Here is a 24,304-nt window from a genome sequence, read left to right on the forward strand (position 1 = left end):
CACCTCTCGCCGTCCGATGTGGACGACGATGCCGGTGGCCCGGCCAGCACCGGATCGGTCGGCGGGCCGGGAAACACCGGCCGTTCAGACGGCAACCTCGCGCCGGGTCAGCCGTTCGGCCGAGGTCCGCGCGCTAGTCGCCCGGCAGCCCGACCCGGCGGTGTCGCACGTTCTCGATGCCGCCGGTCAGGTCGAGCAGGCGCACCAACGCCTCCTTGGCCGCCTTCGTGGCCCGCAACCGCTCGTCGAGCCGGGCCCGGACCCGGCGGCTGTCCTCGACGAGCCGCCGTCCGTCCGCGGTGAGCGACGCCCGGCGCACCCGGCTGTCGGCGGGGTCGGGCACGCGGGTGACGTACCCGAGCCGTTCCAGCTCCAGCACGTGCTTCGACGCGGCCTGCTGGGTGACGCCGAGCGCCTCGGCCAGCTCGCCGACGGTCGGGCTGCCCGCGACGAGGTGCTGCACGACGTACCCGTGGGAGTTCCGCACGCCTTCGTGACCGAGCTCGTGCAGCTCGGCGAGGACCGCCCGGTTCGCGGAGCTGCCGGCGAGCCAGGCGAGGGTGGGCAGGTCGATGTCGTACGGATCGATCACCCGGCCATTGTACAACCAAGATTGTACAACTATGGTTGTGCTTATGACGCCCACCGCTATCGCCTTGTCCCTGCACCGCGCGCTCGAAGCCGGTCGCTCCGGCGACGAGCTGCGCCGGTACTTCGCACCCGACGCCGTGACCGTCGAGCACCCGAACCTCGTGCGGCCCACCGGAGGCCGCCTGGCCCTGGCCGAGATGCTCGCGGCATCCGTTGCCGGCGCGGGGTTGCTGGCCGGCCAGAAGTACGACGTGCACGCCGCGGTCGAGGCCGGCGCCACGGCGATCCTCCGCCTGACCTGGACGGGTGTGATCGCCCGGGACACCGGCCCCTACCGCGCCGGCGACGAGCTGGTCGCGCACATCGCGCAGTTCGTCGAGACCGCCGACGGCCTGATCACCTCGATCGAGACGTTCGACTGCTACGAGCCCATGCCGAGCTCGTAACCGTTCCACCGCTGCCGCAGCATCCGGTCGTGCGAGGCCACGACCACGGCGCCGGGGTAGTCGGCGAGCGCCGCCTCCAGCTCCTCCACCAGCGCGAGCGACAGGTGGTTCGTCGGTTCGTCGAGCAGCAGCACGTCCGATTCCGTGCGCAACAGCCTGGCGAGCGCGAGCCTGCGCTGTTGCCCGACCGACAGCGCACCCACCGGCGTCGCGAAGTCGGCCTCCCGGAACAACCCCAGCGCCGCCAGCCGTTCCGCGCTGCCGCCGAACGCCGCCAGCACCGGCTGCCGTGGTCGCGTGACCACGGTTTCCTGCGGCAGGTAGCCGACGGCGCCGTGCCGTGCGACCGTGCCGCGGTCCGGCTCCAGCACCCCGGCCAGCACGGCGAGCAACGTCGACTTGCCCGCGCCGTTCGGACCGGTCACCAGCAGCCGCTGTCCCGCCTCGACGGTCAGCCCGGTCGGCGGCAGCCGCTGCCCGACCTCGACGCCCGCCAGTTCCAGCACCACGCCCTCGCGCACCGCCGCGTCGAGCGGAGCGGTGAGGCGCAACGGTTCCGGCGGCCGCGGCACCGGGTCGGCACGCAGTCGCTCCAGCCGTTCGGAGGCACTGCGCACCCGCGTCCGCACCGACGCCTGCACGCGCCGCCCGTCGCCGTTGTACTTGCACTTGTTGTGGTCGGGGATCGGCCGGCCCGGTGCGACCCGGTGCGCGGTCGTGCCACGCCACTCGGTCCAGTGGCCGATCTCGCCGGTCCACCGCGCGTAGGCCTGCTCCCACCGCTGCCGGGCCGCCTTCCGCTCGGCGAGGTAGCCCGCGTACCCGTTGCCGTAGCGGGCGATGGTCCGCCGGTCACCGTCGACCTCGACGATCGCGGTCGCCACCCGTTCCAGCAGCAGCCGGTCGTGCGTCGCCACGACCACCGTGCCGCGGTGCGCCAGGAGCCGGTTCTCCAGCCACCGCAACGCGTCCTCGTCGAGGTGGTTGGTCGGTTCGTCCAGCAGCAACAGCTCCGGCTCCGCCGACAGCACACCGGCCAGCGCGAGCCGCGCCCGTTGACCGCCGGACAGCGTGCCGAGCCGGCGGTCCCGGCCGATCCCGCCGATGCCGAGCGCCGACCTGGCCGCCTCGACCCGCGCGTCCGCCGCATACCCGCCGCGCAGCTCGAACGCCGTGAGCAGGTCGCCGTACTCGCCGAGCCGCTGCTCCTCGGCCGCGGCCACGAGCCGCCGCTCCAGCGACCGGAGGTCGGCCAGCGCGGCGTCGACCGCGTCACCGACCGTCGCGCCGTCAGGCAGGTCGAGCACCTGCCCGAGGTGACCGATCCCGTTTGCCACCACGGTGACCTCGCCGTCGTCCGGGACCTCCACCCCGGCGACCAGCCGCAGCAACGTCGACTTGCCCGACCCGTTCTCGCCGACGACGCCGACCTTCTCACCCGGCCGCACCGTGAGCGAGACGTCCTGGAGGACCCGCCGGTGCGCGAAGCTCTTGCTGATGTGCCGCAACGTCAACTGACCTGACATACCTGCTCCCCCGGATGAAAAGGGTGTGCACGCCGGGCATCGGCCGCGGACGCGTGCTGGAAGCGGTGTCAGAGGATCACCGGACGACCTTCCCATACACCGTACGAGAGCGCAACCCGCATACCGCTCGCATACCGGTCCTCATACCCGCCGGCTGTTGGCTGCACCGCGTACCTCGACGAAGGGAGACCGGCGATGGCCGGCGAGAAGCAGTACAGCCGCCGTGCGGTGGGCAAACTGGCGGCGGGCGCGCTCGCCGCCGCGGGCCTGGCGTCCGTGCCGGGACAGGCAGCGGCGGCACCGTTCTACCGCGCCCACGGCCCCCTGCTGACCGACGGCTACCAGACGTGGCTCGACGCGATCACCAACCAGGGCGCCAACCTCGCGAAGGTCGTCACCGGCTGGGGCATGCCCGGATCAGGCCCGTGGGCCGGTTTTCCCGACCACGTGTGGACCGCCTGCGGCGCGACGAACTTCCTCATCGCCCGCACCACCACCGGCGACACGGACAAGGTCATCGACCCCAACCAGGCCGTCGCCGAGATCCGCGACTCCCGCTGGTTCGAGTACAAGCGCCTCCGCTCCGGCGCCGACAGGTGCATCATCGAACTCGGCAACGAACCGAACATCCGCGTCACCGACCCGTGGGTCTACGGCTACAACCTCGGCGTCACGATCGACCGCATCCGCGAGACCTTCCCCGGCGCCAAGATCTGCGGCACCGCCCTCTCGCCGAACAAGGGCACCAACCCCGACACCTGGTACGGCAACCCGAACTTCGTCAACGCCGTCGCCAAGTGCGACTTCGTGGGCGTGCACTTCTACAGCAACCCCGACGACGGCAGCTTCACCCGCCAGGGCGACTGGAACGAGCTGACCTACGCCGAGACCCTCTCCCGCGCCGCCGCGAAGTGGCCGGGCAAGCCGGTCATCGCCACCGAGTACTCGATCCGCACCACCCGCCTCACCCCGTACCAGAAGGGGTACAGGTACGGAAACCTCATCCACTTCGACGACTCGGTCGCCGGGAACCTGTGGGGCGCCACGTACTACCACGTGCAGACCAACCCCTCCGGCATCGACCACCACGAGAACGTCGGCTCCGAGGGCGCGCGCGGCTACCGCAAGCGGCTCAGCGAGGGCGGTCTGTAGCACCCGCCGGTGCCGCTCGTCGCAGGGCGAGCAGCACCCAGAAGGCGAGCACACCGACCACCGCCATCGTCCCGCCCGGCCCTGGCGCGGGCACCACCGCCGGCACCGGGCCGCCGGGGAACAGCACCTCGGCGTTGTCGTACTGGAGGTACAGCGCGACCGCCACCGCGAGCGTCACCGCCCCGGACACCGCCGCCGCCACGCGGCTCCACCGCGCCGCCAGGACCATCACCAGGACGAGGACGGGGTAGCCGTACCAGAACGGCAGGTCGACCAGCCTGAACTCGATGTCGCCCCAGAGCGACCACGGCGTGTACATCGCCGACAGGGTGGTGAAACCAGCGATCAAGACCAGCAGATTCCTCATGTCCCCGTTCCCCGAACAGTCGCCGACCCGAGGTCGTAGCGCGGTCCAGCGTAATCCGGACGGCACGCTCACCTCCGGGCCTCGCGCGGACGATCCGCTGAGGTCCACACAGGACTTCGCACCGCCTGCCGGACAACGGTGTCCGACAGGCGGAAACAGCCTCTTTCGCCACCTGCGAAAGTAGGGTCCACAGCCTGCTGACGTAGGTGATCCAGGCCACTTCCGCGCAGTATCGTCAGGAAGGTGAAACCGGCGGGCGACCTGGCACTGATGCTGCTCGTGGCAGCCCTGGGCGCCTGGCGCGAGCTCACCCCGCCCGCGCCGCCCCACCTGGTGACCGCACCGGCCGCGTGCTACCTCGCGATCCACCTGCTCTGCGCCGCCACGCTGTGGTGGCGCCGCAAGCACCCGTTGCGGACGGCCGTGGCAATCGCTTTCCTGTCCCTGCTCACCCCGACCTACGCGAGCTTCGCGACCGCGTTCTCGGTCGCCGCCCACGCCCGCCACCGCTGGTTCGCCGCCGCGCTGCCCGTGGGCTGGTCGATCGGCACCTGGTCGGCTGACCTCACCACCCCCGCGCTCATCACCATCGCCGCGCTGACCGGCCTGCACCTGAGCACCCGCCGCCTGCTGCGGACCCAGGCCGAGCACGCGCTGCTCGCCGACCACGCCCTGCTCACCGAACGGGCCCGCGCCGACGAACGCGCCCGCCTGGCCGCCGAGATGCACGACGTCGTCACCCACCGCCTGAACCTGGTGGTGCTGCACGCGGGAGCCCTGCGCGTGGCCGCCCAGACCGCCGAGGTCCGCAAAGCCGCGGAAGACCTCCGCGCCGCCGGCCTCAAGGCGTTGGCGGAGCTGCGCGACATGGTCGGCGTCCTGCGCGCGGGCCGCACCGCCCGCATCCCCGACGTCCTGCCCGACGAGCTCTCCAGCCTGGTCGCCGCCACCGGTCTCACCGTCACCCTCACCGAGCACGGCGACGCCGACACCGTCTCCCCCGCCGTCCGCCGCACCATGTACCGCGTGGTCCAGGAGTCACTGACCAACGTCCACAAGCACGCCCCCGGCGCCGAGACCACCATCACCGTCCACAGTGGTCCGAACACCGTGCGCGCGATCATCCGCAACACCGCCCCGCCCGCGCTCCCGGACGCGCTGACCAGCCCCGGCACCGGTCTGCTGGGACTGCGCGGCCGCGTGGAGATGGTCGGCGGCACCCTGACCGCGGGGCCCACCTCCGACGGCGGCTACGAGGTCGACGCGGTCCTGCCGGCGTTCGTGCCGAGCTGACCCGCCTGGGCCGCTCGGGTGATCATCTGCCGGAAACGTTTGGCCCACGCCGAACGACACCTACGCTGGCTGCCCGAAGCGCGGAGGTGACCGATGGCGAGACGCGGCTGGGTGACCGCGGCCCTCGTCGTCAGCCCGGTGGCCGCCGTGTACTTCCTGCCCCTGGGCGACTGGCTGGCCGCGAACCCGCTGCCCGGTCAGGCCTGGATGAAGGACAACACCTTCTGGGGCGCCACCCTGTTCCTGCTGGTCATGGCGGTGATCGGGATCTTGGGCTCGCCCCGTTCCGAACCGGCCGCGAACGACCCGCCCGACCAGACGTTCGACCCGGGCACCGACGGGTTCCTCAAGGACCTCCGTCAGCGGGTGAGGGTCAGGTGGATCGACCAGTTCCTGTCCCGTTCGCTCGAACGGGTCGTGCACGCGCGGCTCGGCTTCCAGGAACGCCGTGACGCGATCACCAGCCCGTTGCAGGTGCTCGGCACCTCGGAGGTGGCCACCGACATCGCAGCGGTCTTCGCCGACCCGCGCACCGAACGCAGCCTGCTCGTGCTCGGTGCGCCCGGTGCCGGCAAGACCACCCAGTTGCTCCGCCTCGCCGAACACCTCCTCAACGCCCCCGGCGGTCTCGTCCCCGTGGTGGTGCCGCTGTACGGCAGCGAGTGGAAGGAGCAGGAGGACAAGCTGACGCTGGGCTGGCTGCGCAGAGGGTTGCGGTTGGTCAGAGCCGAAAGGCAGAACAGACCGGCGACGCCGCCGGACGAGAGCGAGGAAGCCAGGATCAAGCGCACCGTCGACGAGGCCGTGCGGTGGCTGGCCTGGGAGATCGGCCGGCTCTACCGGTTACCGGCGCGGAACGTGGAACGGTGGCTGTGCTCCGACCGGAGCCCGCTCGTGCTCCTGTTCGACGGGTTGGACGAGATCCACGACCCCGAGGCCCGCGACCGGTGCGTCGAGGTGTTGTCCCTGCTGCGGTCCCGGCTCAAGCCGGGCATGGTGGTGTGCAGCCGCACCGACGAGTACTTCCGGTCCGACCAGCGACTCGCGTTCGGCACCGCGGTCGAGATCATGCCGCTGAGCCCGGACGACGTCGATGACTACCTGCGCGACGCGGGCCCCGACCTCGCCTCGTTGCGCGAGGCCTGTCGGCGCGACCCCTCCCTGGCGAAGCTGCTGGACAAGCCGCTGACGCTGACCGTGGCCGTGCTGACGTACCGGAACCGGTCCGTCGACGAGCTGCTGGCGAACCAGCTGGAAGACCTGTGGTCGGTGTACCTCGAAGAAGCCCTTCCGCGGCAACGAGGTCTGACGAGCAACACCCGGTACGACCACGAGAAGTCACGGCACTACCTGCGATCGCTCGCCGCACTGCTGGAGTCGACCGGCCACGACAGCTTCGCCGTGGACGCGCTGAACCTGTCCTGGTTGAGGAGGGACACGAGCCTTGGCGTGTTCCTCGCCTACCTGGTCACCGCCACGGCATGTGGCGCCGCGCTGACCGGCATGGCGTGGTCGGCCGGAGGACGGGATGCCGCCGCGGTCTGCGCACTGGTGTGGCTGACGTACTTCGGTGCCGGCACGCTGACGGAGCTGGGACCGAACAGGAGAACGGGCCGGTCCCGGCTGGAGAGCGCCCAGTTCGTGTCCGCGCACTGGCGGTTCGACTGGCCGGCGGCACGAGCGGCGGCGGCGCGGGCAGGTGCGCTCGGTCTGCTCATCAGCGGATTGCTCTGGGGCAACTCCGCGTGGCTGAGCCTCATCACCGACACGATGCCGTTGCCACTGCTGCCCTCGTTGTGCGCCGGGATCACCGCCGGGGTGCTGGCGCTGCCTGGCCGGCCGAGCGACCGCGTCGCCCGACGTGGCCGGCCGGTGTCCGCCGCGCGCCGCACGCTGGTGGTCCGCCTCGGCGCGGGTGCCGCCGCGCTCGCCGTGCTGGTGGCGCTGCCCTGGCTCGTCGCCGGGGTGGAAGGGCCGTCCCGTCCCATCCTGTTGTACGCAACCGTCGCCGCGACCACCGGTGTCTGGCTCGCGGGGTTCGGCACGTCCATGTACGGCTGGTGGAGCAACCGCGCGGCGCTGCGGGCGGTGGTGAAGAAGGACCTGCTGCCGAAGGACCTGGAAGCCTTCCTCGCCCACACCGACGACCGCGTCATCACCCAGCGCAAGCTCGACGGCCACGCCTTCATCCACCGCACCCTGCAACGAAAACTCGTTGAAGAGCTAACCCTCGTCTGACGCCCGTGCCGCGCGGCAGGCCAGGTGCACCGCCAGCCGCTCGTCCGGGTTCAGCAGGCTCACCCCCAGCAGCTGCTCGGCCCGGCTGATCCGCTGCGACACGGTGTTGCGGTGCACCTTCAACCGCACCGCGGCCGACGACGTCACCGACTCCTCGTCCAGGTACACCGCCAGCGTCCGCAGCAGCTGCCCGTCCTCCACGCCCACCAGCGGTTCCAGCAGCCGCGTGGCCTGCTCCACCAGCGCGGGCGTCTCCGCCGCCATCGACAGCAACCGCCGCACGCCGAGCTCGTCGATGTGCACGACCTTCGCGGAGCCGGTCATCGCCGCCGCCTCGCGTGCCTCGGCCAGCGTGCGGCCCACGCCGGCGGCACCGGGGTGCGGCCGTCCGATGCCCGCCACCCACCGGCTCGACCCGAGCGCGGCGGCCAGTTTCGCCGTCAGCTCGCGGTGTTGCGACTGCGGCGGCTCGGAGTCGTTGGTGAGCCAGAACGACCAGCCCTCGGCGCCCTCGACGAGCTGGCCGTGCAGGCCGCGGCGGGAGAGCTCGACGCGCAGGCGTTCGGTGTGGCCGGGGTCGTGCACGCCGGGCACGGGCGGGGTCGGCACCACGTAGACGCCGGTGTGCCAGCCGTCGAGGCGCCAGCCGGCCAGCACGGCCTGCTGCACCAGCAGCGGCGGCACGTCGTCGCCGGACGCCAGCAGCTCGGTCAGCAGCGAGCCGCGGGAACGGGCGCGGCGTTCGGTTTCGAGGCGTTCGGCGGCCACCCAGTTGCCGAGTGCCCAGGACGCGACCTGGCTGATCTGCAGCACGGTCTCGGCCCAGCGCTTGTTGCGGCCGCGGGCGTGCGCGACGAGCCAGAGGTGCACGTGGCCGGTGCGGTCGGTCTCCACCGGCACGGCCACGGCGACGCCCTCGGCCAGTTCCACGGTCGTGGCGACCGAGCCCATCAGCAGCTCGGCGGGCAGGCCGGGTGGTGCCACACCTTCGATCGCGGTGCCGTCGGCGCTGATCACCGCGCACGTCACGTGCAGCTCGCCGGACAGGATCGTGATGACCGAGCGCGGGTCCGGCCGGGAGCGGCCCAGGCGCGCGGTCACGGCGTTGAGCAGGCGGGCGGCGGCGACCTCGGGGCGGCGGACCGCCGTGCGCAGCGCGTCGGCGACCAGCAGCGGGTCTTCGGCGCTGGTCTGCAGCAGCGGCACGCCGAGCCGGTTCGCGAACGACAGCGTCGCGGCGGACGGCGGGTGGTAGGTGGCCGACACCGGCCGCACCAGCACCACCGCGCGCACGTCCGCGCTGTAGGCACGGCGCAACGCCACCTCCACGAGGTACGGCTGCTGCCCGGTCAGGATCACCAGGTCGCCGGCCGAGCACGCCTCGACGGCCGTGAGGTCCGCCGCCAGCCGCACGTCGGCGACCTCGACGTCGAGACCGCGGTGGCCGGCCAGCACTCCGGCGTCGCCGAGCACGCCGATCTCCAGCAGGTCGCGCACGGTCAGCGCGTCGGCGTCGTCGATCACGCGCTCACCCGGAACGGCACGTAGTCGAGGTCGTAGCCGAACGCCCGCGGGTCGACCCGCCCGAGCACCTCCCGCCGCAGCCACTGCTCCGGTGATGGGAGCGCTACCACATCGATCACCGCACCGAACGTGAGCCGTTCGGCCGACACCGGTGCCCCCGACTCGGCGTCCAGGCAGCACAGCAGGTCGGGTGTCGTCACGAGCGTCTCGCCGTCGGCCAGCGCGGCGAGGTACTCCCCCTGCATCTCCAGGCGCACATAAGCATCGTCGGCGTCCAGGCGGCGCAACGCCACCGTTCCGCGCGGGAAGTCGCCCACCGACTCGCGCCACACCTCGACGACTTTCCCCCTCGCGACAAGGAATCCGCCGGACGCCGCCGCCCGCTGCTCGACGGAGTCGGCCCTGCCCGACCAGATCTCACCGAGCCGCAGCGCCCGCGTCAGCGAGCCCCGCACGCCCGCTTCGAGCGCGTCACCCAGCCGCAACGGCTTCGCGACCATCATCGCCCAGCCGCCGAAGTCGACCATGACCGTGCGCGCGAGCTTCTCGATGCCGGTCGCGTCGAGCACCGCCCGGTTACCGCTGGGTTCGGTGATGGCCAACGGGGTCGTGGGCAGCCCGGCCGCGTCGTAGGTCGTCTGGTCGATCCGTGGGAACGCTCTCCCCATCCCGTCCACGTCGACGTACGGCAGCCCCAGCCGCGCGGCCAGCACGAGCGGCAGCAGGCCGTTGCACCCGCCGACCTCCCACCCGATGACGGCGGTCACGGCCGTGTCGTCGTGCCCCTGCAACGCGTTCAGCGCCTGTTCCGCCTCCAGGCCCGACGGCAGCTTCTCGATCATCACCGTCGGCGCGCCGATCAGGCCGACCCGCGCGCCGTACCCGTCCGGGTCCGCCTCCTCGGGCGACAGGACGGTGACCGGCCCGCTCTGCCGCATCTCCTGCCGCAGCATGGCGGCGAAGGCGTGTGTCTCGTGCTCGCCGCCGCCACCACCGCTGCCGAGCATGACCACGCCGAGGGCGAGCCGGTCAACCTCGTCGGGCTGCAGCAGATGCATGCGCGAGACAGTAGTGCCGCACCCGTCCGGCGAGAAGCTCCCGCGACCGCGCGTCTAACGCGGCCCGAGCGGCACGTACTCGTGCGAGTAGCCGAACGCGGAAGGCCCGACCAGCGCAAGTCCCTCCGGTGTGCGCCAGCGCGGGTGGCACGGCGCGCCCACCACGGTGACGCGCTGCCCGTACCGCAGCCGCTCGGTGGGAACGGGCTCGCCGCCCGCCTCCAGCACGCAGATCAGGTCGGGCACCGACGCCACGACCGCGCCGTCGCGGTACGCCACGAGGTGCTCGTTCTGGAACGCGAGCCGGCAGCTCGTCCCGTCGTGCGCGGCGAACCCCTCCAGCCGCGCCTCGCCACTGGCGAACCCGGGATCGGCCGACCGCAGCACGTCGACCACCTTGCCGGTGAACAACACCTGGCCGCCGAGGAAGTCCGCGACGGCCGCGCACGGGTCAGCGTGCTCGCGGCGGGCCTGCTCGACGAGCCGCCCGAGCCGTGCCGCCAGCGTCAACGTGCCCGGGATCGTGATGTCACGGGCCTGCTTGCCGGACATGGGAAAGGTGCTCAGCAACGCCGTGCAGCCCATCCTGACCGCCGCCGACCGCGCGAGCCGTTCCGCCCAGTGGTTGTCGCGCACGTCGAGGACGATCGAGTTGCCCTTCTCGTCCGCGATCGCGAGCGGCTTCGCCAGCACGCCGTCGAGCGTGCACACCACCATCTGCACCATGGGGAACGCGCGGCCCATGCAGTCGGCGTCGAGCACCGGCAACCCGAGCGCGGCGGCCACCGGGAACGGCGCCAGCGAGTTCATCCCGCCGACCTCGATCGGCAGCACGTGCGTGATCGTGCGGCCCAGTTCCCGTTGCAGCATCCGGAAAGCCGTCAGCGCCTCGTCACCGGCGGGCAGCTTCTCGATCATCACCGTCGGCGCGCCGATCATGCCGACCCCGGCCACCAGCGCGTCGTCGGGCAGCTCGTGCGGCTCGGCCACGCGCACCGGCCCGTGCTCCAGCACCGCCCGCTCCGCCACGAGCCGGCCGATGTACGGGTCACCACCGCCGCCGGCGCCCAGGATCGCCGCGCCGCGGGCGAGGTACCGCAGCTCCTCGGTCCCGATCTCACGCACGGGCCCTCCTCGGCACGCCCTCCAGCACGAGGTCGCCGACGGCCCGTGCGCGCACGCGGCTCGCGTTGCCCGGCAGGTAGGCCAGCGGGATCTCCTCGACCTCCACGATCCGCACGCTGTCCGCCCGCGCGCCCGCGGCCACCGCCTTGTCCACGGCCTCCTGCCGGGCCGCGTCGAGCACCTCGTCACGGCGTGCCGGGTCGATCGTGAAGACGCGGTCGACCTCGCCGCCGACCTGCGCGATCGCGGCGCCGATGGCGTTGGCGAAGCCGTGGTGCTCCGGCCTGATCAACTCGCTGACACCGGCCGGTTTCTCCGGCACCAGCACGCTGCCGCCGCCGACCAGCACCACGGGTACCGGCTCGGGACCCGTGCGCATCCGGTCGACCAGCCCGGCGACGCGGTCGCTCACGTGGTCGAGCACCGAGCTGACCAGCGAGCGGTCGAGGTGGCGCACCAGCGAGGCGTCGCCGATGTCCGCGAGCCCGGCCGCGACGGCGATGTCCGTGGCCGTCACCGTGTCACCGCCGAACACCAGTGCCTGCTGGGCCAGGCGGAACCCCACGCTGTCCGGTCCCACGCTGACGCCGTTACCGGTGCGCACGACGCTGCCGCCACCCAGGCCGACCGAGAGCACGTCGGGCATCCGGAAGTTCGTGCGCACACCGCTGATCAGCACCTCGGAGGAGGCTTCGCGCGGGAAACCGTTGTGCAGCATGCCGACGTCGGTCGTGGTGCCGCCGACGTCGACCACCGCGCAGTCGGCCAGCCCGGACAGGAACGCGCCGCCGCGCATCGAGTTCGTCGGGCCGGAGGAGAACGTGGCGACCGGGTAGCAGCGCGCGTACTCCAGGTCCATCAGCGTGCCGTCGTTCTGGCTGAGGTAGAGCGGCGCGTCGATGCCCTGTGCCGTCAGGGATTCCGTGAGCCCGTCGGCGATCTGCTCGGCCAGCTCGCGCAGCGCGGCGTTGATGATCGTCGCGTTCTCCCGCTCCAGCAGGCCCAGCCGGCCGATCTCGTGGGAGAAGCTCACCAGCAGGCCGGGCACCTCCGCGGTGAGGACCTCGGCGGCCTGGCGCTCCAGGTCACCGTTGACCAGCGAGAACACCGAGGAGATCGCGACCGACCGCACGCCCTTCGCCGCGATGTCGGCGGCCACGGCCCGCAGCTCGCCCTCGTCCAGCGGCGAGATCACCCGGCCGTCGTACTCGTGGCCGCCGTGGCAGAGGTACCCGTGCCCGCCGATCACCCGGCGCAGCCGCTCCGGCCAGTCGACGAACGGCGGAAGTGCCCTGGTGGCGGGAAGTCCTAGCCGCACGGCCGCCGTCTGGGCGAGCCCCCTGCCCTCGACCACGGCGTTGACGAAGTGGGTCGTGCCGATCATGACCGCCCGCACGGACACCGGGTCGAACGCGCGCGCGGCCCGCAACCCGCTGACCGCGGCCACGATCCCGGTGGTGACGTCGGCCGTGGTGGCCCTCTTGCACTCGGCGAGGACCTCCCGGCCCTCGACCAGAACGGCGTCGGTGTTCGTACCGCCGACGTCGATACCGATGTGCATCTACGAACCCCTCAGGCAGCGGACGCTTCCCCGACCACCTTACGGTTGGTGGCCTTCCGACACCGCACCTGAAGCAGGTCCAACCTGCCGGCTGAGACGTACAGGCCGAAGGCGAGCACCAGTGAGTTCACACTGGACTGACCGAACGGCACCAGCTCCCCGACGACGGCGGAGGCCGGCCAGATGACCAGGGTCGCGGGCACCCACGCGGGCGCCGACCTCGGTACGCGCGGCCGGGTGGAGGTGATCTCCTTGCGCCAGCGCCGCACGACGTAGTACTCGGCGATCATGATCCCGGCGACCGGCGGGAACACCACGCCGAGCAGCACCAGGAAGTGCGTGAACTGGCCGACGATGCCCGCCGCGGCCAGGAAGCTGCCCGCGCAGCCCACCACGACGGTCACCTGCGGCCGGCTGATCCGCAGGTCGAACACCGCGTCGAAGAAGTTGACCAGCCCGAGCGAGGCCGAGTAGAGGTTCCAGTCGTTGATCTTCAGCCCGGCCGTGACCACGACCAGCGCGCCGATCCAGCCGCTCGACCGGCCGACCGCACCCATGACGTCGACGGTGCCCAGCCCGTGTGCGAGCAGCACGCCCGCACAGCTGACCACCCACTCCCCCGCCGTGATGCCGAGGACGGTCTGTTTCACCACGTCCCACGACGACCGGTTGAACCTGGTCATGTCCGGCGCGATGGCCGCACCGACCACGAAGCTGCCGACCACCAGCGTGACGGCCATCAGCAGGCCGATCCGCGGCCCCGGCGCCGCACTCGACACGGCAGCCGCGAGGTCACCGACGTTCGCGAAAACCACCCACAGCACGAGGAGGAGGTACGCGGGCACGGTCAGATAGGCCGTCCACGCCATCCATCGCACGCCATAGGCCGCGATAACCGTCACCGCCAGTCCGAACCCCAACGACCACACCGGCGCCGGCAGCACCCCCGTGACGTCGGCGAGCGCGACCCCCGCGAGCCCCGTCTGCACCCCGAACCACCCGGTGGCGGACAACGCGATGACGAGCCCGAGCAGCGCCGACCCGATGTGCCCGAACCCGGTCCAGCGGCTGAGGATCGCCGTGGAGAGCCCTTCGCGCTGCCCGATCACTCCGACCGCAATCGCGATCCCGTTGAGCAGCAAGGCCCCGAGCGTCAACGCGAGGACCGCGTCCCAGAACCGCATGCCGAACCCGAGGGTCGCGCCGAGCAGCAACTGGCTCAGCGCGGAGGACTGCCCGAAGCGCTGGGTCGCGACCGACAACCACGGGTGCCGCGCCTGCTCGGGGACACGGGAGAGGGCCTGGTCGTCACACCCGAGAAGAGCGGCCATGATCGTCCCTCCGCCCCAGTGATCGACAACTCGGACAGTAATGGCGGAGTCACGATCGGGCTACAGACAATCTGCACAGTCGGGCGAATCACCACGTTGCGATTCGCACAGCCCTAATTCATCGCCAGGCCAATTCGCCTGCGCGCGACCAGCCGCGTGTGGTGCACGTCCGGACTCACGGCCAGCTCCGGCCGCCGCTCGAACCGGTCGTAGCTGCGGGAAAGCAGCCAGTGCGCCGCTTCCGGTGGAATCGCCTGCAACCGCACCTGCTCTTTGAGCCGCACCAACGTCTCCCGCACCTGCCGCGTCAGGAACGCGTGCCGCGTGAGGCTGCCGCTGATTTCATCGATCATGAAAACCATGGCGTGCGGCTCATCGCCATATGCGTACGTGCACATCAACGCGAGGTATCCCGCGTCAATCGACCGATCCCCGACCCAGCACTCCCCGAACGTGAGCCGCCCGAGATCCCACCGCGGCGCCGACTGCTCCCGCGCCGCCTCCCGGGCCCACCGCCCGGGCCGGTCCGGCAACAGGTGCCCCAACGCCGTGAGCAACGCCCCACTGCGCCGACTCGGCCGCTCAGCCAGGTGCTTGACGACGACCGCCCACAGCTCCTCGTTGTGTGCGAACGGCCCGATGAACGCGCTGACCAGCAACTCGACCTCCAACGGGTCGGTCAGCTGCGGCAACGGACGCCCGGCGTCCACGACCGCCTGCTGCACCGGGTTCAGCCTCGTCCACACGGCCGGGAGGTTAGCCCGATCGGCGCAACGGCACGCTTTTCTGGCTTCACGCCGCTCACCGTTTCACCACATCGTGATCACGGCACGCGTACCACGTCGCCAACCACCGCCCGGCGAGCGTGCTCAAGGTTGCGGTTCATCAGCCGCCTCGACGACATGGTCTTGCGGGCGGCCAAGGTCTTGTCCGCGAGCCCATCACTCGTCAGGCAGGTGCCGGCAACGGTCACGCTCGGACCGGCCGGAGCGGCGTTCGCAGGCGACAACTCCCTGTGCGACTCCAGCACGCAACGAATCCGCAGCTGCGCTTCATGCAGTCGGCCGCTCCGGAAATTGTCAGACCCACCGGGCACACTGTAGGAGTGCGTGTGCCAGACAACCAGTTGACGGGTGCGGCCGGCGAGGCGTTGGTCAGCTTCCTCGTGCACGCAGATCTCAAGTGGATCTTTCGCGGTATCTCGCAGGCCGATGTCGGCATCGACGGCCAGATCGAGATCGTCGAGGCCGCCGAGGCGACTGGTCTGCACTTGGCGGCGCAGATCAAGACGGGCCTGAGCGAGTTCAGGGAGCAGGTGCCGGAGGGGTGGTTCTACCGTCCGAAGAACCACAGGAACGTCGAGTACTGGCTGCGGTACCCGATGCCAGTGCTCATCATGCTGGTCAACCACCTCGACCGGCAGGTGTACTGGCAGCACGTGTCCCGAGCAACCGCGCAGCGTACCGGCATCGGCTGGAAGATCTTCGTCCCGCGCACCAACGAGCTGTCCGCTGAGTCCAGGACAGCGCTGACGGAACTGGCTATGTCCAGCCATGCTCGTCTAGCGCTTGATCTTGTTCAGCTGATCCGCAAAGTGCCCGAGCCGCCGGCTGTACCGACGCCCCAAGCCCAAGATCTGCTGAGCCGCGCTGATGAGAAACCCGGCTGGCAGGCGTCCCGCGCTATGGCACGGTTGCGGCTGAGCGCCGACGAGCTGCACGCGAACGTTCGGACTGATCGGCTCTACCTGAACCTTGACACTCACTTCAGCGCCTCGGGCAATGGTGTACAGCAGCTGGTAGCCGACCTGGTGGATGCTGGACTGGGGCACGTCGAGGTGCTGTTGAACCACCGGCTCCCCCACAGCCCGAAGCAGGTAGACGTCGTTTTGTGCGGTACTCATCCTCGGAGCGGTAGGCCGACCTATGTACTCGTCACGCTCAAGCAGTGGTCGCACGCGGACTCCTGCGGCGACGATCTTGTGCGGATCGGCCAGTCCGCGCAACCGGTGTTGCACCCGGTAGAGCAGGTGCGGAGGTACTGCGAGTACCTCGTCGACTTGACGCCCATCCTCGCTGAAGAACATGGTTCCGTGCACGGCGTGGCGTACCTGCACAACGCTCACGAGGCCGGGATCTCAGGCATATCGCAATACCTGGTCGACGACTTCGGCGAACTTTTCACGCGCGATAGCAAGAGCAATCTGGTCCATCGGCTCCGCGCGGTGCTCGACAGCGACGCGGCCACCAGAGATCGTGCCCGTCAGGCCGCCGATGAGTTCCTCCGTGCGCGCCACACTCCGTCGAAGCCGCTACTGACCATGGCAGCCGAGGAGATCCAGGAACATGCTCAGTTCGTACTGCTGGACGAGCAGGAAGTCGCATGCAGCCTCGTCATGAAGGCCGTCGACAAGGCAGGCGCCTCCCGCACACAGACCGTCGTGGTCGTGGTCGGTGGGCCAGGCTCAGGCAAGAGCGTCATCGCGCTGCACCTGCTCGGGGAGCTCGCACGCCAAGGTCGAACGGTTCTCCACGCCACGGGCTCCAGTTCGTTCACCAGCACCCTGCGCAAGCACGCGGGACGACGCAACCGTCGGGTGCAGACGATGTTCAAATACTTCAACAACTTCATCGACGCTGAGCGGATGGGGCTCGACGTGCTGATCTGCGACGAGGCGCACCGCATCCGGGAGTCCAGCGTGAACCGCTACACGAAGCAGGAGGTGCGGGAGAATGCACGCAGGCAGATCGAGGAACTGATCGACGCCGCAAAGGTGCCGGTGTTCATGCTGGACGAGAACCAGGCGGTGCGACCCGGCGAGTTGGGCTCGCTGGCGGAGATCACAGCCGCTGCCAGGGCGGCAGGTTGCGACGTTGAGGTGGTGCAGCTCGGCGGCCAGTTCCGCTGCGGTGGCTCGGAGTTTTTCGACGCGTGGGTCGCCCGGCTGCTCGGCATCACGGGCCGGCCCGCGCGGTGGTCGACGCTGGTGACGCGCACCGACGACGAGTTCGTCGTGCGCAGTGCCGAGTCGCCGCGCGAGATGGAGTCGTGGCTGCTCGACCGGCAGGCCAAAGAGGGTGGCACCGCGCGCATCGCGGCCGGGTACTGCTGGAAGTGGAGCGATCCCGTCACCGAGAACGGGACGAAGGTGCTGGTGCCGGACGTGCGGATCGGTGACTGGCACCGGCCGTGGAACGCCAAGCCCGAACAGCGGGTGCCGGACGCTCCGGCGTCGCACTTCTGGGCCAGCGACGAGCGCGGGTTCGGACAGGTCGGCTGCATCTACACCGCGCAGGGTTTCGAGTACGACTGGGCGGGTGTGATCTTCGGGAAGGACTTCGTCTGGCGCGGCGACCACTGGGAGGCGTGCCGCGAGCACTCGCACGACCCCGCGGTGAAGAAGGCCGACGAGCTCCACTTCGCCCGGCTGATCCGCAACACCTACAAGGTGCTGCTCACCAGGGGAATGCGCGGTGTCTGCGTCTATTCCGAGGACGAGGAGACCCAGGACCACCTGCGATCGCTGACGGGGTGATGCGGCAGCTCACCCCGTCATGGCGAGTGGTCTCAGCCGGTGCTGCCGGTGAACAGCTGCACCAGGTGGTCGCCGACCAGGTCCGCCCCCACCCGCCCGCCGGGGTTCACCAGCACCAGCAGCCCCGGCAACGCCGACAGCAGCTCCTTCAACGCCCACCGCTCCGGCGTCCCCGCGTCGGCCGGGAGGTAGCGCGGTGACGAGTAGACCGCGAGCACGTTGTTGCCCTGCTCGTCGCGGAGCACGGCCAGGCCGCCGTCCGGGGCGGGCGGGACCAGCAGTTCGGACTCCAGGGCGGCGGACAGGATCGCCTCGTACGGCAGCCAGCCCGCGGTGACGAGGTTGAGGACCTCCTCGAACTCGTTCTCCGGGGCGGGGAGGCCGAGCCGGCGCGGGCTGGGCCGGTACTCGTCGTTCACCCACGTCTGGCCGGTGAACTGGCCGTCGGCGCCGATCTCGTAGGCGCCGAGCAGGGTGTGCAGCGGTGCGCCCTCGATGTAGCGCGGGTCGATGTCCGGGTCGGCGCAGTACAGCCAGCCGCCCGGTGACTTCAGCGCCTCGGCGCGCATCCCGTCCGAGATCGGGGGCAGGCCCGGATGCGTCGTCTCGACGGGTGCGTACTTCGGGTCGAACGCGAGGAACGCTTCCGTGGCAACGCATTCGGCCAGGTCGCGGTCGTCGCTCCCGGGCAGGCCGGGGATGCCGTGCCAGGCTCCGAGCAGTGCGCCGACCAATGCCCGGACCAGCGGCACCTTGACCATTTCCAGCGCGGTGGCCGGGTGGTGGCCGTACGTGCTCACGATGCGCACGGCCTGGCCCCACGGGGTGGTCGAGTCCGGCCACGGCATGCCGAGTTCTTGCAGGATGTAGTGGGGTGCCCGGGAGAACGCGTCGCGGGACACCGCGCGGGCGAACACCGGGCTGATCTCGTCGTCCCAGCCGGTGCTCCTCACCGCGGGGTGTCCGGCGCCGAGACCGGCCACCAGCGCGAGCACCTCGCGTGCGGGTTCCGGTGCGTTCGGCAGCCAGTCCTCGCGGCGCGGGAGCCACGGGTGTTCGGCGGCCAGGCGCGGTGACCGTTGTGCGACGGCGCGGACGAGGTTGTCGGTGAGCTTGAACAGGCCTGCCGCGTGCGGGTTCCCGTCGAGGGCGAAGCCCGCGTAGACGCCCGCGACCCACGGCCAGCCGTTCGGCTGTGTGGCGGGGAAGCCGCTCGCCTTGCCGAACGTCGGCACCTGCCAGGCGGGTGCGCCGTCGCTGTCCCAGGTGCGCTGGACACCGGACGGGAGTGGGTCCGGGCGGCCGTTCTCGTGCCACCGCAGGGCTTCTGCCAGCGTCGAGCGTTCCTCGTCGGTGAACACGAACTCGTGCGCCCTGGCTTCGTCCACGCGCTGGAGCAGCGCGGGGCTGCCCTGCTCCTCGCGTTCGAAGGCGGGCAGGTCGAACGGTGCGGGCCAGCGGTCGAGCGGGACGTCCTTGCCCAGCGGGGTCTGCAGCGCGTGGCCGGGGTTGATCCGCACCTCGTCGGCCGTGGTCGTGGTGATCAGCTCCCGCACGCCGGCGCCGCGCCACCGCCGGATGCCGGGTGGCAGGAGGCGTTCCGACGTGTAGGCGGCGAGCCAGGTGCGGCCGTTCTCGTCCTGGCCGACCTCGTCCGCCGTGTACACGACGACGTCCAGCAGGCCGGCCAGGAACGAGGCGTCCTCGTCGAGCCAGCCGCACTGGTAGTAGGCGTAGACCTTGTCCGCCGGCGTCTGCGGCAGCGGCCACCCGCGGGCGCCGGGACCGATGGTGTGCTCGCTGTTGGGGCGGAACTCGTCGGAGCCCTCCTCGCGCAGCCAGCCGAGGATCGCGCAGCTCGGCACGCCCAGGTGCGCGAAGGCTTCCTGGTCCCACTCGGGGTCCACGATCGACAGGCCGGGTCCGGGGTTTCCGCGCGGCACGCCCCGCTTCCACGGCGACGGCGGGCCGGCGGGGACGTACGCGTGCGGCTCGCCGCCGTCGTCCGGCACCTCGACCGCGGGCAGCGGGACGAGGACGTCGTCCACCGCGTCGTACGGCACGTACCACTGGCCGCGCACCAGCACCACGTCGTCGGTGAGGATCCGGAAGCCCTCGGACGCGGCGCCGTGCGTGCGCACGATCCAGTCCCAGGCCTTCTGGAGGACTTCCTCGCGGTTCATCGGGTCCCTTCGAGTGCGGCGGCCAGCTTCCCGCCCAGCCACGTCCTGAACGCCGGGTAGTCGGCCTTGACGCTGAGCCGGACGAGGTGCCCGTCCGGTGCGGTGGTCATCCGGCCGATGTCGTCCAGCACCACGCGTTCCCGGCGCAGCGCCACGAACGGCAGCTGCAGCGCGGCGGCCAGCGTGAGCGCGTCGTGCTGGATCGTGCCGGGGTGGAAGCGGTCGAACCACTGCGCCATGTGCGAGGCGACGAGCCTGGCCCACGCGGGTGCGTCCGGTCCGGAGAGCTTGCGCCACACCCCGGAGTCCTTGGTGATCTCGATCTCCGGCGTGAAGGTGGTGTCCGACAGCACCAGCTTGGGCAGCTTTCCCTTGGTCAGCAACGTGTTCGCCGCTGCCGGGTCGAGCCGGAAGTTGTGTTCGGCGCGCTCCGGGTCGCGGTAGTGCAACGCACCGCCCATCTGCGTGACGACCAGCCTTTGCGCGAGCTCCGGGTGCGCGGTGAGCAGTGCCGCGAGGTTCGTCACCGGGCCCATGCCCGCCCACCGCACCGGGCCGTCCGTCCCCGCCACGACCTGGGCGACCGCCTCGGCGAGGTCGGTGCGTTGCGGTGCGACGGAGTCCGGCACCAGACCGGCGACGCAGTCCATCCGCGTGTCGCCGAGGTCCGCGCCCGCGACCACCACCACGTCCTCGCGGCCGAGCAGGTCGAGCAGGTGCCGCACGAACCGGGCGCGGCGGCCTCCCAGCTCGTCCACAGTGGACACGAGTGTCAGCGACGGTTCGGCGGCGGCCACCACGAGCGCGATGGCGTCGTCCGGGTCACCGCCCGCGTCGGTGTCGATGATCAGGGGCGCGCCCTGCTGCGACGGCGGGAACGCCTCCCCCGACACCGTCTGCGGCAGCCCGAACCGTTGTGCCAGGCCGGCCAGCTCCGCGCGCTCGCGGTTCAGCTCCTCGCTCATGACTTCCCCTCCCGCAGCCGGCGCGCGTACTCGTCGCGTTCCACGATGCCCGGCAACGCGGCGAACTCCGTCCACACGCGGCGTTGTTCGTCGGCCGGGAGGTCGCGCACGGCGTCCTCGACGGCGATGACCGCGCCCTTGTCACCGCGGCGCACCAACGAGTCCATCACCTCACGGAACCTCGGATCAGCGCTGCCGTCCTCGGCCACCCACGACCGCACCTGGTCACGGCCGTGCTCGGCCCGCGCGGCCAGTTCGTCCCGCCACGCACCGCCCTCGGCCCTGAGCTCGGCCATCTCCCGTGCGACGTCGACCACCGCGCGCAGGCTCATCGCCTTGGCGCCCTCGCGCACCGCCGGGTCGCGGAACGGCTCGGCGATCTTGACCGGGTTGATGCCCTTGGTGAGGTCCTCCTCGAACCGCTGCGGCTGCTGCACCGGCCCGTCCTCGTCGATCCGGCGCGGGCTGGACATGGTGCCGTGCAACGTCTCCTCGATGACACCGATCGCGTCCTGGTGCGCGAACGTGCGACCGGGGTCGTCGGACAGCTCCCGCAACGGTTTGCCACCACCGTCCTCCGGCCCTAGGTCGACCAGGTAGCCCTTCTTCGCGTCCGGGTGCGGGTCGCCGGGCGACTGGCCGTGGAAGGCGTAGTGCCCCTGGAACTCCGGATCCGGGAACGCCGCGGTCAGCATCTCCTGCACGGTGCCCTTGTAGCTGGTGTCGACGAGGCTGATGCCGCTGTCGGAGTGGATCGGCACGCCCGCCGCGTCGAGGTAGTCGGACAACCGGTCGTACGCGCCCGGCACGTCCTCCTCCGCGACCTTCTTGTGCAGCCGGAACTCCTCGATGGCACTGAGATCGCGGCTCGGGTCGTTGCGCTCGACGTCCCGCAGCGCCGCCTCCACGACCGCACGCGACAGCACGACCTCGCTGGCGTGCCGGTCGAAGAAGACCGGGTCGAGCTCCCTGCTGGCGAGCGCGAGGCTGTGCCCGTCGCGGCCGAGGAACACCACCCGGTGGTCAGGATCGTTGTCCGCCAGCACCTTCAGGTCGTCGTGGATCCGTGCCGCGACGTCCACGATGATCGGCGCCGTGTACTCCCGTGCCGCGTCGTAGGTGTCCGCGAGCGCCTGCCGCTTCTCCGGATCCGTGATGCCGAGGTCGTCGGCGACCCGGTCGACCGCCTCGTCGCGCTGTTCCTCCGGCGTGGCACCGTAGCCGCCGTCGTCCTCGACGTGTGTGTGCGCCGTGTCGTCCGTGTAGTCCTCCGAGAGAAGACGCACGTCCGTCGCGTTGTCCGGCAACGCCGCGAGCTTGCCCGTCTGCGGATCGGCGTACGCGACGCCATCCGGCGTGTTGACCACCCGCACGACGTGTCCCTGCGTGCGGCCGTCGTCGTCGGTGTAGCGGTAGGCGACCGCGCCCCGTGAGCCCTCCGGCGTGCCCGCCATGGCCTTGGTGACGCCGTCGAAGTCCCGGTGGCTGGTCCACTGCCCGCCCAGCGCCTCCCGGACCCGGCTCAGTCTGCCCTGCTCCGGCACGTCCTCCGGCCGCGTCGGCCGCGCCTCGACCTGCTCGCCGTGGTACCGCCGTTCGTCGGCGATCATCGCCTCGACGCAGTTGGTGCTGTAGCCGTCCCTGTGCGCGTTGTGCGCGTTGACCTGCTCGATGCCCGGGAACCGCTCCCGCAGCACGCGCTGCTGGCTCGCCTCGTCGCCGTGCCCGCCGTGCAACGCCTTCGGCGCCGGCTCGTGCGGCTCGCCGGCCAGCCGCGACGAGATCGACGCGGTCATCTCGGCGGCGGTCGGCAGCGGCCGTTCCGGCTTCTTCTCCTCGGGCACGGCCTCCGGTTTCGGCTCCGGTTTCGGCTCCGGCGGCGCCTCGCCCCGTTCGGCCGCCTCGCGGGCAGCCGCCTCCGCCTCATCCCGTTCGCGGACCCACGAAGGCCGCATGTCGATCTCGACTTCCTTGGGCGGCCGGTGTTCGAGGTGCTCGGGGATCTTCGGCGCCGTCTCGCGCGGGCCACCGATGAAGTCCGGGTTCGGCACGAACTCGCCGAGCTTCTTCTCCCCGTTCCCGTCGACGATGACCTTGTGCCAGCCCTCGACGTACCTCCAGTTGATGCCGCCGGCGTACAACGTCTCCTTCTCGTTGTGCCGGTTCCCCGTGTCCCCCAACCGGTCCTGCGTGGGCTCGGAGAGGATGCCGCCGGGCGCCTTGATCCGGTAGACGTAGAACTCGGTGCCCTCGTCCTTGGGCCTGAGCGCGGCCGGCGTGTTGGTGTCGGTCGGCTTGCCACCCGCGAACGTCATGGCCACGTTGACGTCGCTGGTGGCGCTGACGATCCCGTTGGTGTCCCCTTGGATGTGCTGGATGATGTCCGGCCGCGGGTTCGGCTTTGCCGGCCGGAACCCGCCGTCCCGCCTGACCTGGTCCGGGTGCTGCCCGGTGCCCCGGTGGAGGGCGTGCTCGTCAGCCAGGAAGTTGTCGACCTTCCGGTGGACGAGCTGTCCCGGGGCGTAGTGGGACAGGTCGGCGTGCTGGAGCGCCACCGGGGGCAGCGCACCGTCGCGCGGCGAGGGGTGCTGCGGGTTCCCGTCGGGGGTGTGCTGGCCGGGCCGGTCCTGGGCAGGCCGGTCTTGAGTGGGCCGGTCGTGGCTGGGCCGATCGTGGCCGGGCCGGTCGTGAGCAGGCCGGTCATGGGTAGGCCGGTCATGGGTAGGCCGCTGTTGACCGGGCCGGTCGTGGGCACGGTCCTGTCCCGGCCTCCCGTCAGGACGGTCGAGGGGCCGGTCCGTGGCACGGCCGGGAGACCGGTCGGCGGTGTGGTCGCCTGGCCGGCGGGTGGGTGCGCCGTGGTCCGGCACGTCGTGCGGCCTGGTCGGCGTCTGGCCGGGGTGCCTGTTCTGCGGCGAGGTGTCCCGTCCGGGCCCGCTGTCGCGGGTGGGCGGCACGCTGCTGTCGGCTCTGCGCGGGGGAACACCGGGTGCCTCGCCCGGCAGCGGATCCCGGTGGCGGAGGCCAGGTCCCTGCTGCGGGGCGGGCCCCTGCAGTGGACCGGTTCGTTGCTGCGAACCGAGTCCTTGCTGCGGACTGGTTCGCTGATGCGGACCGGGCCCCTGGGAGCCGGGTTGTTGATGTAGGCCGGGACTCTGCTGGGGGCCGGGTTGCTGGTGCGGACCGGGACCCTGCTGCGAACCGCGTTGTTGCTGCGGGCCGGGGCCTTGCTGCGAACCGGGTTGCTGATGTGGACCGGGCCCCTGCTGAGGTGCGGTCCGTTGGTGGGTACCGGTTTGTTGGTGAGACCCAGGTTGTCGGTGGGTACCGGTGTGTTGCGGCGCACCGGACCGCTGCGGGCCAAACCCCTGCTGCGGGCCGCCGTGTGGCGCCGGGCCGCGCGTCGGCG

At 71.2% G+C, this 24,304-nt stretch carries 18 protein-coding genes; 5 read left to right on the top strand and 13 right to left on the bottom strand.

Annotated features, from left to right (window positions below; translation table 11 throughout):
* Nucleotides 1-133: 133 nt before the first annotated feature.
* A complete protein-coding gene (locus tag ADL03_RS45510) occupies nt 134-592 on the bottom strand; it encodes a MarR family winged helix-turn-helix transcriptional regulator (RefSeq protein WP_053734611.1) in 459 nt (152 codons plus the stop codon).
* A 43-nt stretch (nt 593-635) separates the two neighbouring features.
* Here ADL03_RS45510 and ADL03_RS17875 point away from each other — a divergent pair, with 43 nt between their 5' ends.
* Nucleotides 636-1,037 (top strand): nuclear transport factor 2 family protein, encoded by a 402-nt coding sequence (locus ADL03_RS17875; protein ID WP_053734612.1) that lies wholly within the window; start codon nt 636-638, stop codon nt 1,035-1,037.
* Here the strand turns inward: ADL03_RS17875 and ADL03_RS17880 are convergent.
* Nucleotides 1,013-2,563 (bottom strand): ABC-F family ATP-binding cassette domain-containing protein, encoded by a 1,551-nt coding sequence (locus ADL03_RS17880; RefSeq protein ID WP_053734613.1) that lies wholly within the window; start codon nt 2,561-2,563, stop codon nt 1,013-1,015. The genes ADL03_RS17875 and ADL03_RS17880 overlap by 25 nt on opposite strands.
* A gap of 195 nt (nt 2,564-2,758) precedes the next feature.
* On the opposite strand from ADL03_RS17880, the gene ADL03_RS17885 reads away from it, so the two are divergent.
* Nucleotides 2,759-3,715 carry a hypothetical protein gene (locus tag ADL03_RS17885; protein ID WP_053734614.1) on the top strand — a complete coding sequence of 319 codons (957 nt, stop codon included), beginning with the start codon at nt 2,759-2,761 and terminating at the stop codon, nt 3,713-3,715.
* Here ADL03_RS17885 and ADL03_RS47125 read toward each other — a convergent pair.
* Entirely contained in the window at nt 3,696-4,082 is a 387-nt protein-coding gene (locus ADL03_RS47125; protein ID WP_053734615.1) for a hypothetical protein, read from the bottom strand. The two genes, ADL03_RS17885 and ADL03_RS47125, sit on opposite strands and share 20 nt — an antisense overlap.
* 243 nt (nt 4,083-4,325) lie before the next feature.
* On the opposite strand from ADL03_RS47125, the gene ADL03_RS17895 reads away from it, so the two are divergent.
* Both ADL03_RS17895 and ADL03_RS17900 read left to right on the top strand, forming a co-directional pair.
* Complete coding sequence (locus ADL03_RS17895) at nt 4,326-5,375, top strand: sensor histidine kinase (RefSeq protein ID WP_053734616.1); 1,050 nt, start codon at nt 4,326-4,328, stop codon at nt 5,373-5,375.
* A 93-nt stretch (nt 5,376-5,468) separates the two neighbouring features.
* Nucleotides 5,469-7,613 carry an NACHT domain-containing NTPase gene (locus ADL03_RS17900; protein WP_053734617.1) on the top strand — a complete coding sequence of 715 codons (2,145 nt, stop codon included), beginning with the start codon at nt 5,469-5,471 and terminating at the stop codon, nt 7,611-7,613.
* Here ADL03_RS17900 and ADL03_RS17905 read toward each other — a convergent pair.
* From ADL03_RS17905 to ADL03_RS17935, 7 genes are all read right to left on the bottom strand, one after another.
* Entirely contained in the window at nt 7,599-9,137 is a 1,539-nt protein-coding gene (locus ADL03_RS17905; protein ID WP_053734618.1) for a helix-turn-helix domain-containing protein, read from the bottom strand. The two genes, ADL03_RS17900 and ADL03_RS17905, sit on opposite strands and share 15 nt — an antisense overlap.
* Nucleotides 9,134-10,195 (bottom strand): DUF917 domain-containing protein, encoded by a 1,062-nt coding sequence (locus tag ADL03_RS17910; RefSeq protein WP_053734619.1) that lies wholly within the window; start codon nt 10,193-10,195, stop codon nt 9,134-9,136. The genes ADL03_RS17905 and ADL03_RS17910 overlap by 4 nt, the downstream gene beginning before the upstream one ends.
* A 54-nt stretch (nt 10,196-10,249) precedes the next feature.
* Nucleotides 10,250-11,320 carry a DUF917 domain-containing protein gene (locus tag ADL03_RS17915; protein WP_053734620.1) on the bottom strand — a complete coding sequence of 357 codons (1,071 nt, stop codon included), beginning with the start codon at nt 11,318-11,320 and terminating at the stop codon, nt 10,250-10,252.
* Nucleotides 11,313-12,881, bottom strand: coding sequence for a hydantoinase/oxoprolinase N-terminal domain-containing protein (locus tag ADL03_RS17920; protein WP_053734621.1), 1,569 nt, complete (start codon nt 12,879-12,881; stop codon nt 11,313-11,315). The genes ADL03_RS17915 and ADL03_RS17920 overlap by 8 nt, the downstream gene beginning before the upstream one ends.
* Nucleotides 12,882-12,892: 11 nt before the next feature.
* Nucleotides 12,893-14,212, bottom strand: a complete 1,320-nt coding sequence (locus ADL03_RS17925; protein WP_053734622.1) for a cytosine permease — start codon at nt 14,210-14,212, stop codon at nt 12,893-12,895.
* Between the two features lie 113 nt (nt 14,213-14,325).
* Nucleotides 14,326-14,958, bottom strand: coding sequence for a hypothetical protein (locus ADL03_RS17930; protein WP_157528865.1), 633 nt, complete (start codon nt 14,956-14,958; stop codon nt 14,326-14,328).
* Between the two features lie 77 nt (nt 14,959-15,035).
* Complete coding sequence (locus ADL03_RS17935) at nt 15,036-15,242, bottom strand: hypothetical protein (RefSeq protein ID WP_053734624.1); 207 nt, start codon at nt 15,240-15,242, stop codon at nt 15,036-15,038.
* An 81-nt stretch (nt 15,243-15,323) separates the two neighbouring features.
* Between ADL03_RS17935 and ADL03_RS17940 the strand changes: the two genes are divergently transcribed.
* Nucleotides 15,324-17,747 carry a DNA/RNA helicase domain-containing protein gene (locus tag ADL03_RS17940; RefSeq protein WP_197288423.1) on the top strand — a complete coding sequence of 808 codons (2,424 nt, stop codon included), beginning with the start codon at nt 15,324-15,326 and terminating at the stop codon, nt 17,745-17,747.
* A 32-nt stretch (nt 17,748-17,779) separates the two neighbouring features.
* Here ADL03_RS17940 and ADL03_RS17945 read toward each other — a convergent pair whose 3' ends face one another.
* Genes ADL03_RS17945 through ADL03_RS47130 form a run of 3 tightly spaced genes read right to left on the bottom strand, consistent with a single transcriptional unit; the run spans nt 17,780 to nt 23,450 of the window.
* The gene (locus tag ADL03_RS17945) at nt 17,780-19,930 is read right to left on the bottom strand and encodes a type VII secretion system-associated protein (protein ID WP_053734625.1); all 2,151 of its coding nucleotides are present in this window, start codon (nt 19,928-19,930) and stop codon (nt 17,780-17,782) included.
* Nucleotides 19,927-20,895: a nucleoside hydrolase gene (locus tag ADL03_RS17950; RefSeq protein ID WP_053734626.1), complete on the bottom strand. Its 969-nt coding sequence runs from the start codon at nt 20,893-20,895 to the stop codon at nt 19,927-19,929. Before ADL03_RS17950 ends, ADL03_RS17945 begins: the two co-directional genes overlap by 4 nt.
* Nucleotides 20,892-23,450, bottom strand: coding sequence for a toxin glutamine deamidase domain-containing protein (locus ADL03_RS47130; RefSeq protein ID WP_053734627.1), 2,559 nt, complete (start codon nt 23,448-23,450; stop codon nt 20,892-20,894). The genes ADL03_RS17950 and ADL03_RS47130 overlap by 4 nt, the downstream gene beginning before the upstream one ends.
* Nucleotides 23,451-24,304: the final 854 nt, after the last annotated feature.

Origin of the sequence: Nocardia sp. NRRL S-836, assembly GCF_001279525.1 — a bacterium.
Lineage (GTDB): Bacteria > Actinomycetota > Actinomycetes > Mycobacteriales > Pseudonocardiaceae > Lentzea.

What these genes read in the sequence shown, in the direction of transcription:
- ADL03_RS17875 (WP_053734612.1), top strand. Translation starts at nt 636, where the DNA reads ATGACGCCCACCGCTATCGCCTTGTCCCTGCACCGCGCGCTCGAAGCC.
- ADL03_RS17880 (WP_053734613.1), bottom strand. Translation starts at nt 2,563, where the DNA reads ATGTCAGGTCAGTTGACGTTGCGGCACATCAGCAAGAGCTTCGCGCAC.
- ADL03_RS17885 (WP_053734614.1), top strand. Translation starts at nt 2,759, where the DNA reads ATGGCCGGCGAGAAGCAGTACAGCCGCCGTGCGGTGGGCAAACTGGCG.
- ADL03_RS47125 (WP_053734615.1), bottom strand. Translation starts at nt 4,082, where the DNA reads ATGAGGAATCTGCTGGTCTTGATCGCTGGTTTCACCACCCTGTCGGCG.
- ADL03_RS17900 (WP_053734617.1), top strand. Translation starts at nt 5,469, where the DNA reads ATGGCGAGACGCGGCTGGGTGACCGCGGCCCTCGTCGTCAGCCCGGTG.
- ADL03_RS17910 (WP_053734619.1), bottom strand. Translation starts at nt 10,195, where the DNA reads ATGCATCTGCTGCAGCCCGACGAGGTTGACCGGCTCGCCCTCGGCGTG.
- ADL03_RS17920 (WP_053734621.1), bottom strand. Translation starts at nt 12,881, where the DNA reads ATGCACATCGGTATCGACGTCGGCGGTACGAACACCGACGCCGTTCTG.
- ADL03_RS17925 (WP_053734622.1), bottom strand. Translation starts at nt 14,212, where the DNA reads ATGGCCGCTCTTCTCGGGTGTGACGACCAGGCCCTCTCCCGTGTCCCC.
- ADL03_RS17945 (WP_053734625.1), bottom strand. Translation starts at nt 19,930, where the DNA reads ATGAACCGCGAGGAAGTCCTCCAGAAGGCCTGGGACTGGATCGTGCGC.
- ADL03_RS17950 (WP_053734626.1), bottom strand. Translation starts at nt 20,895, where the DNA reads ATGAGCGAGGAGCTGAACCGCGAGCGCGCGGAGCTGGCCGGCCTGGCA.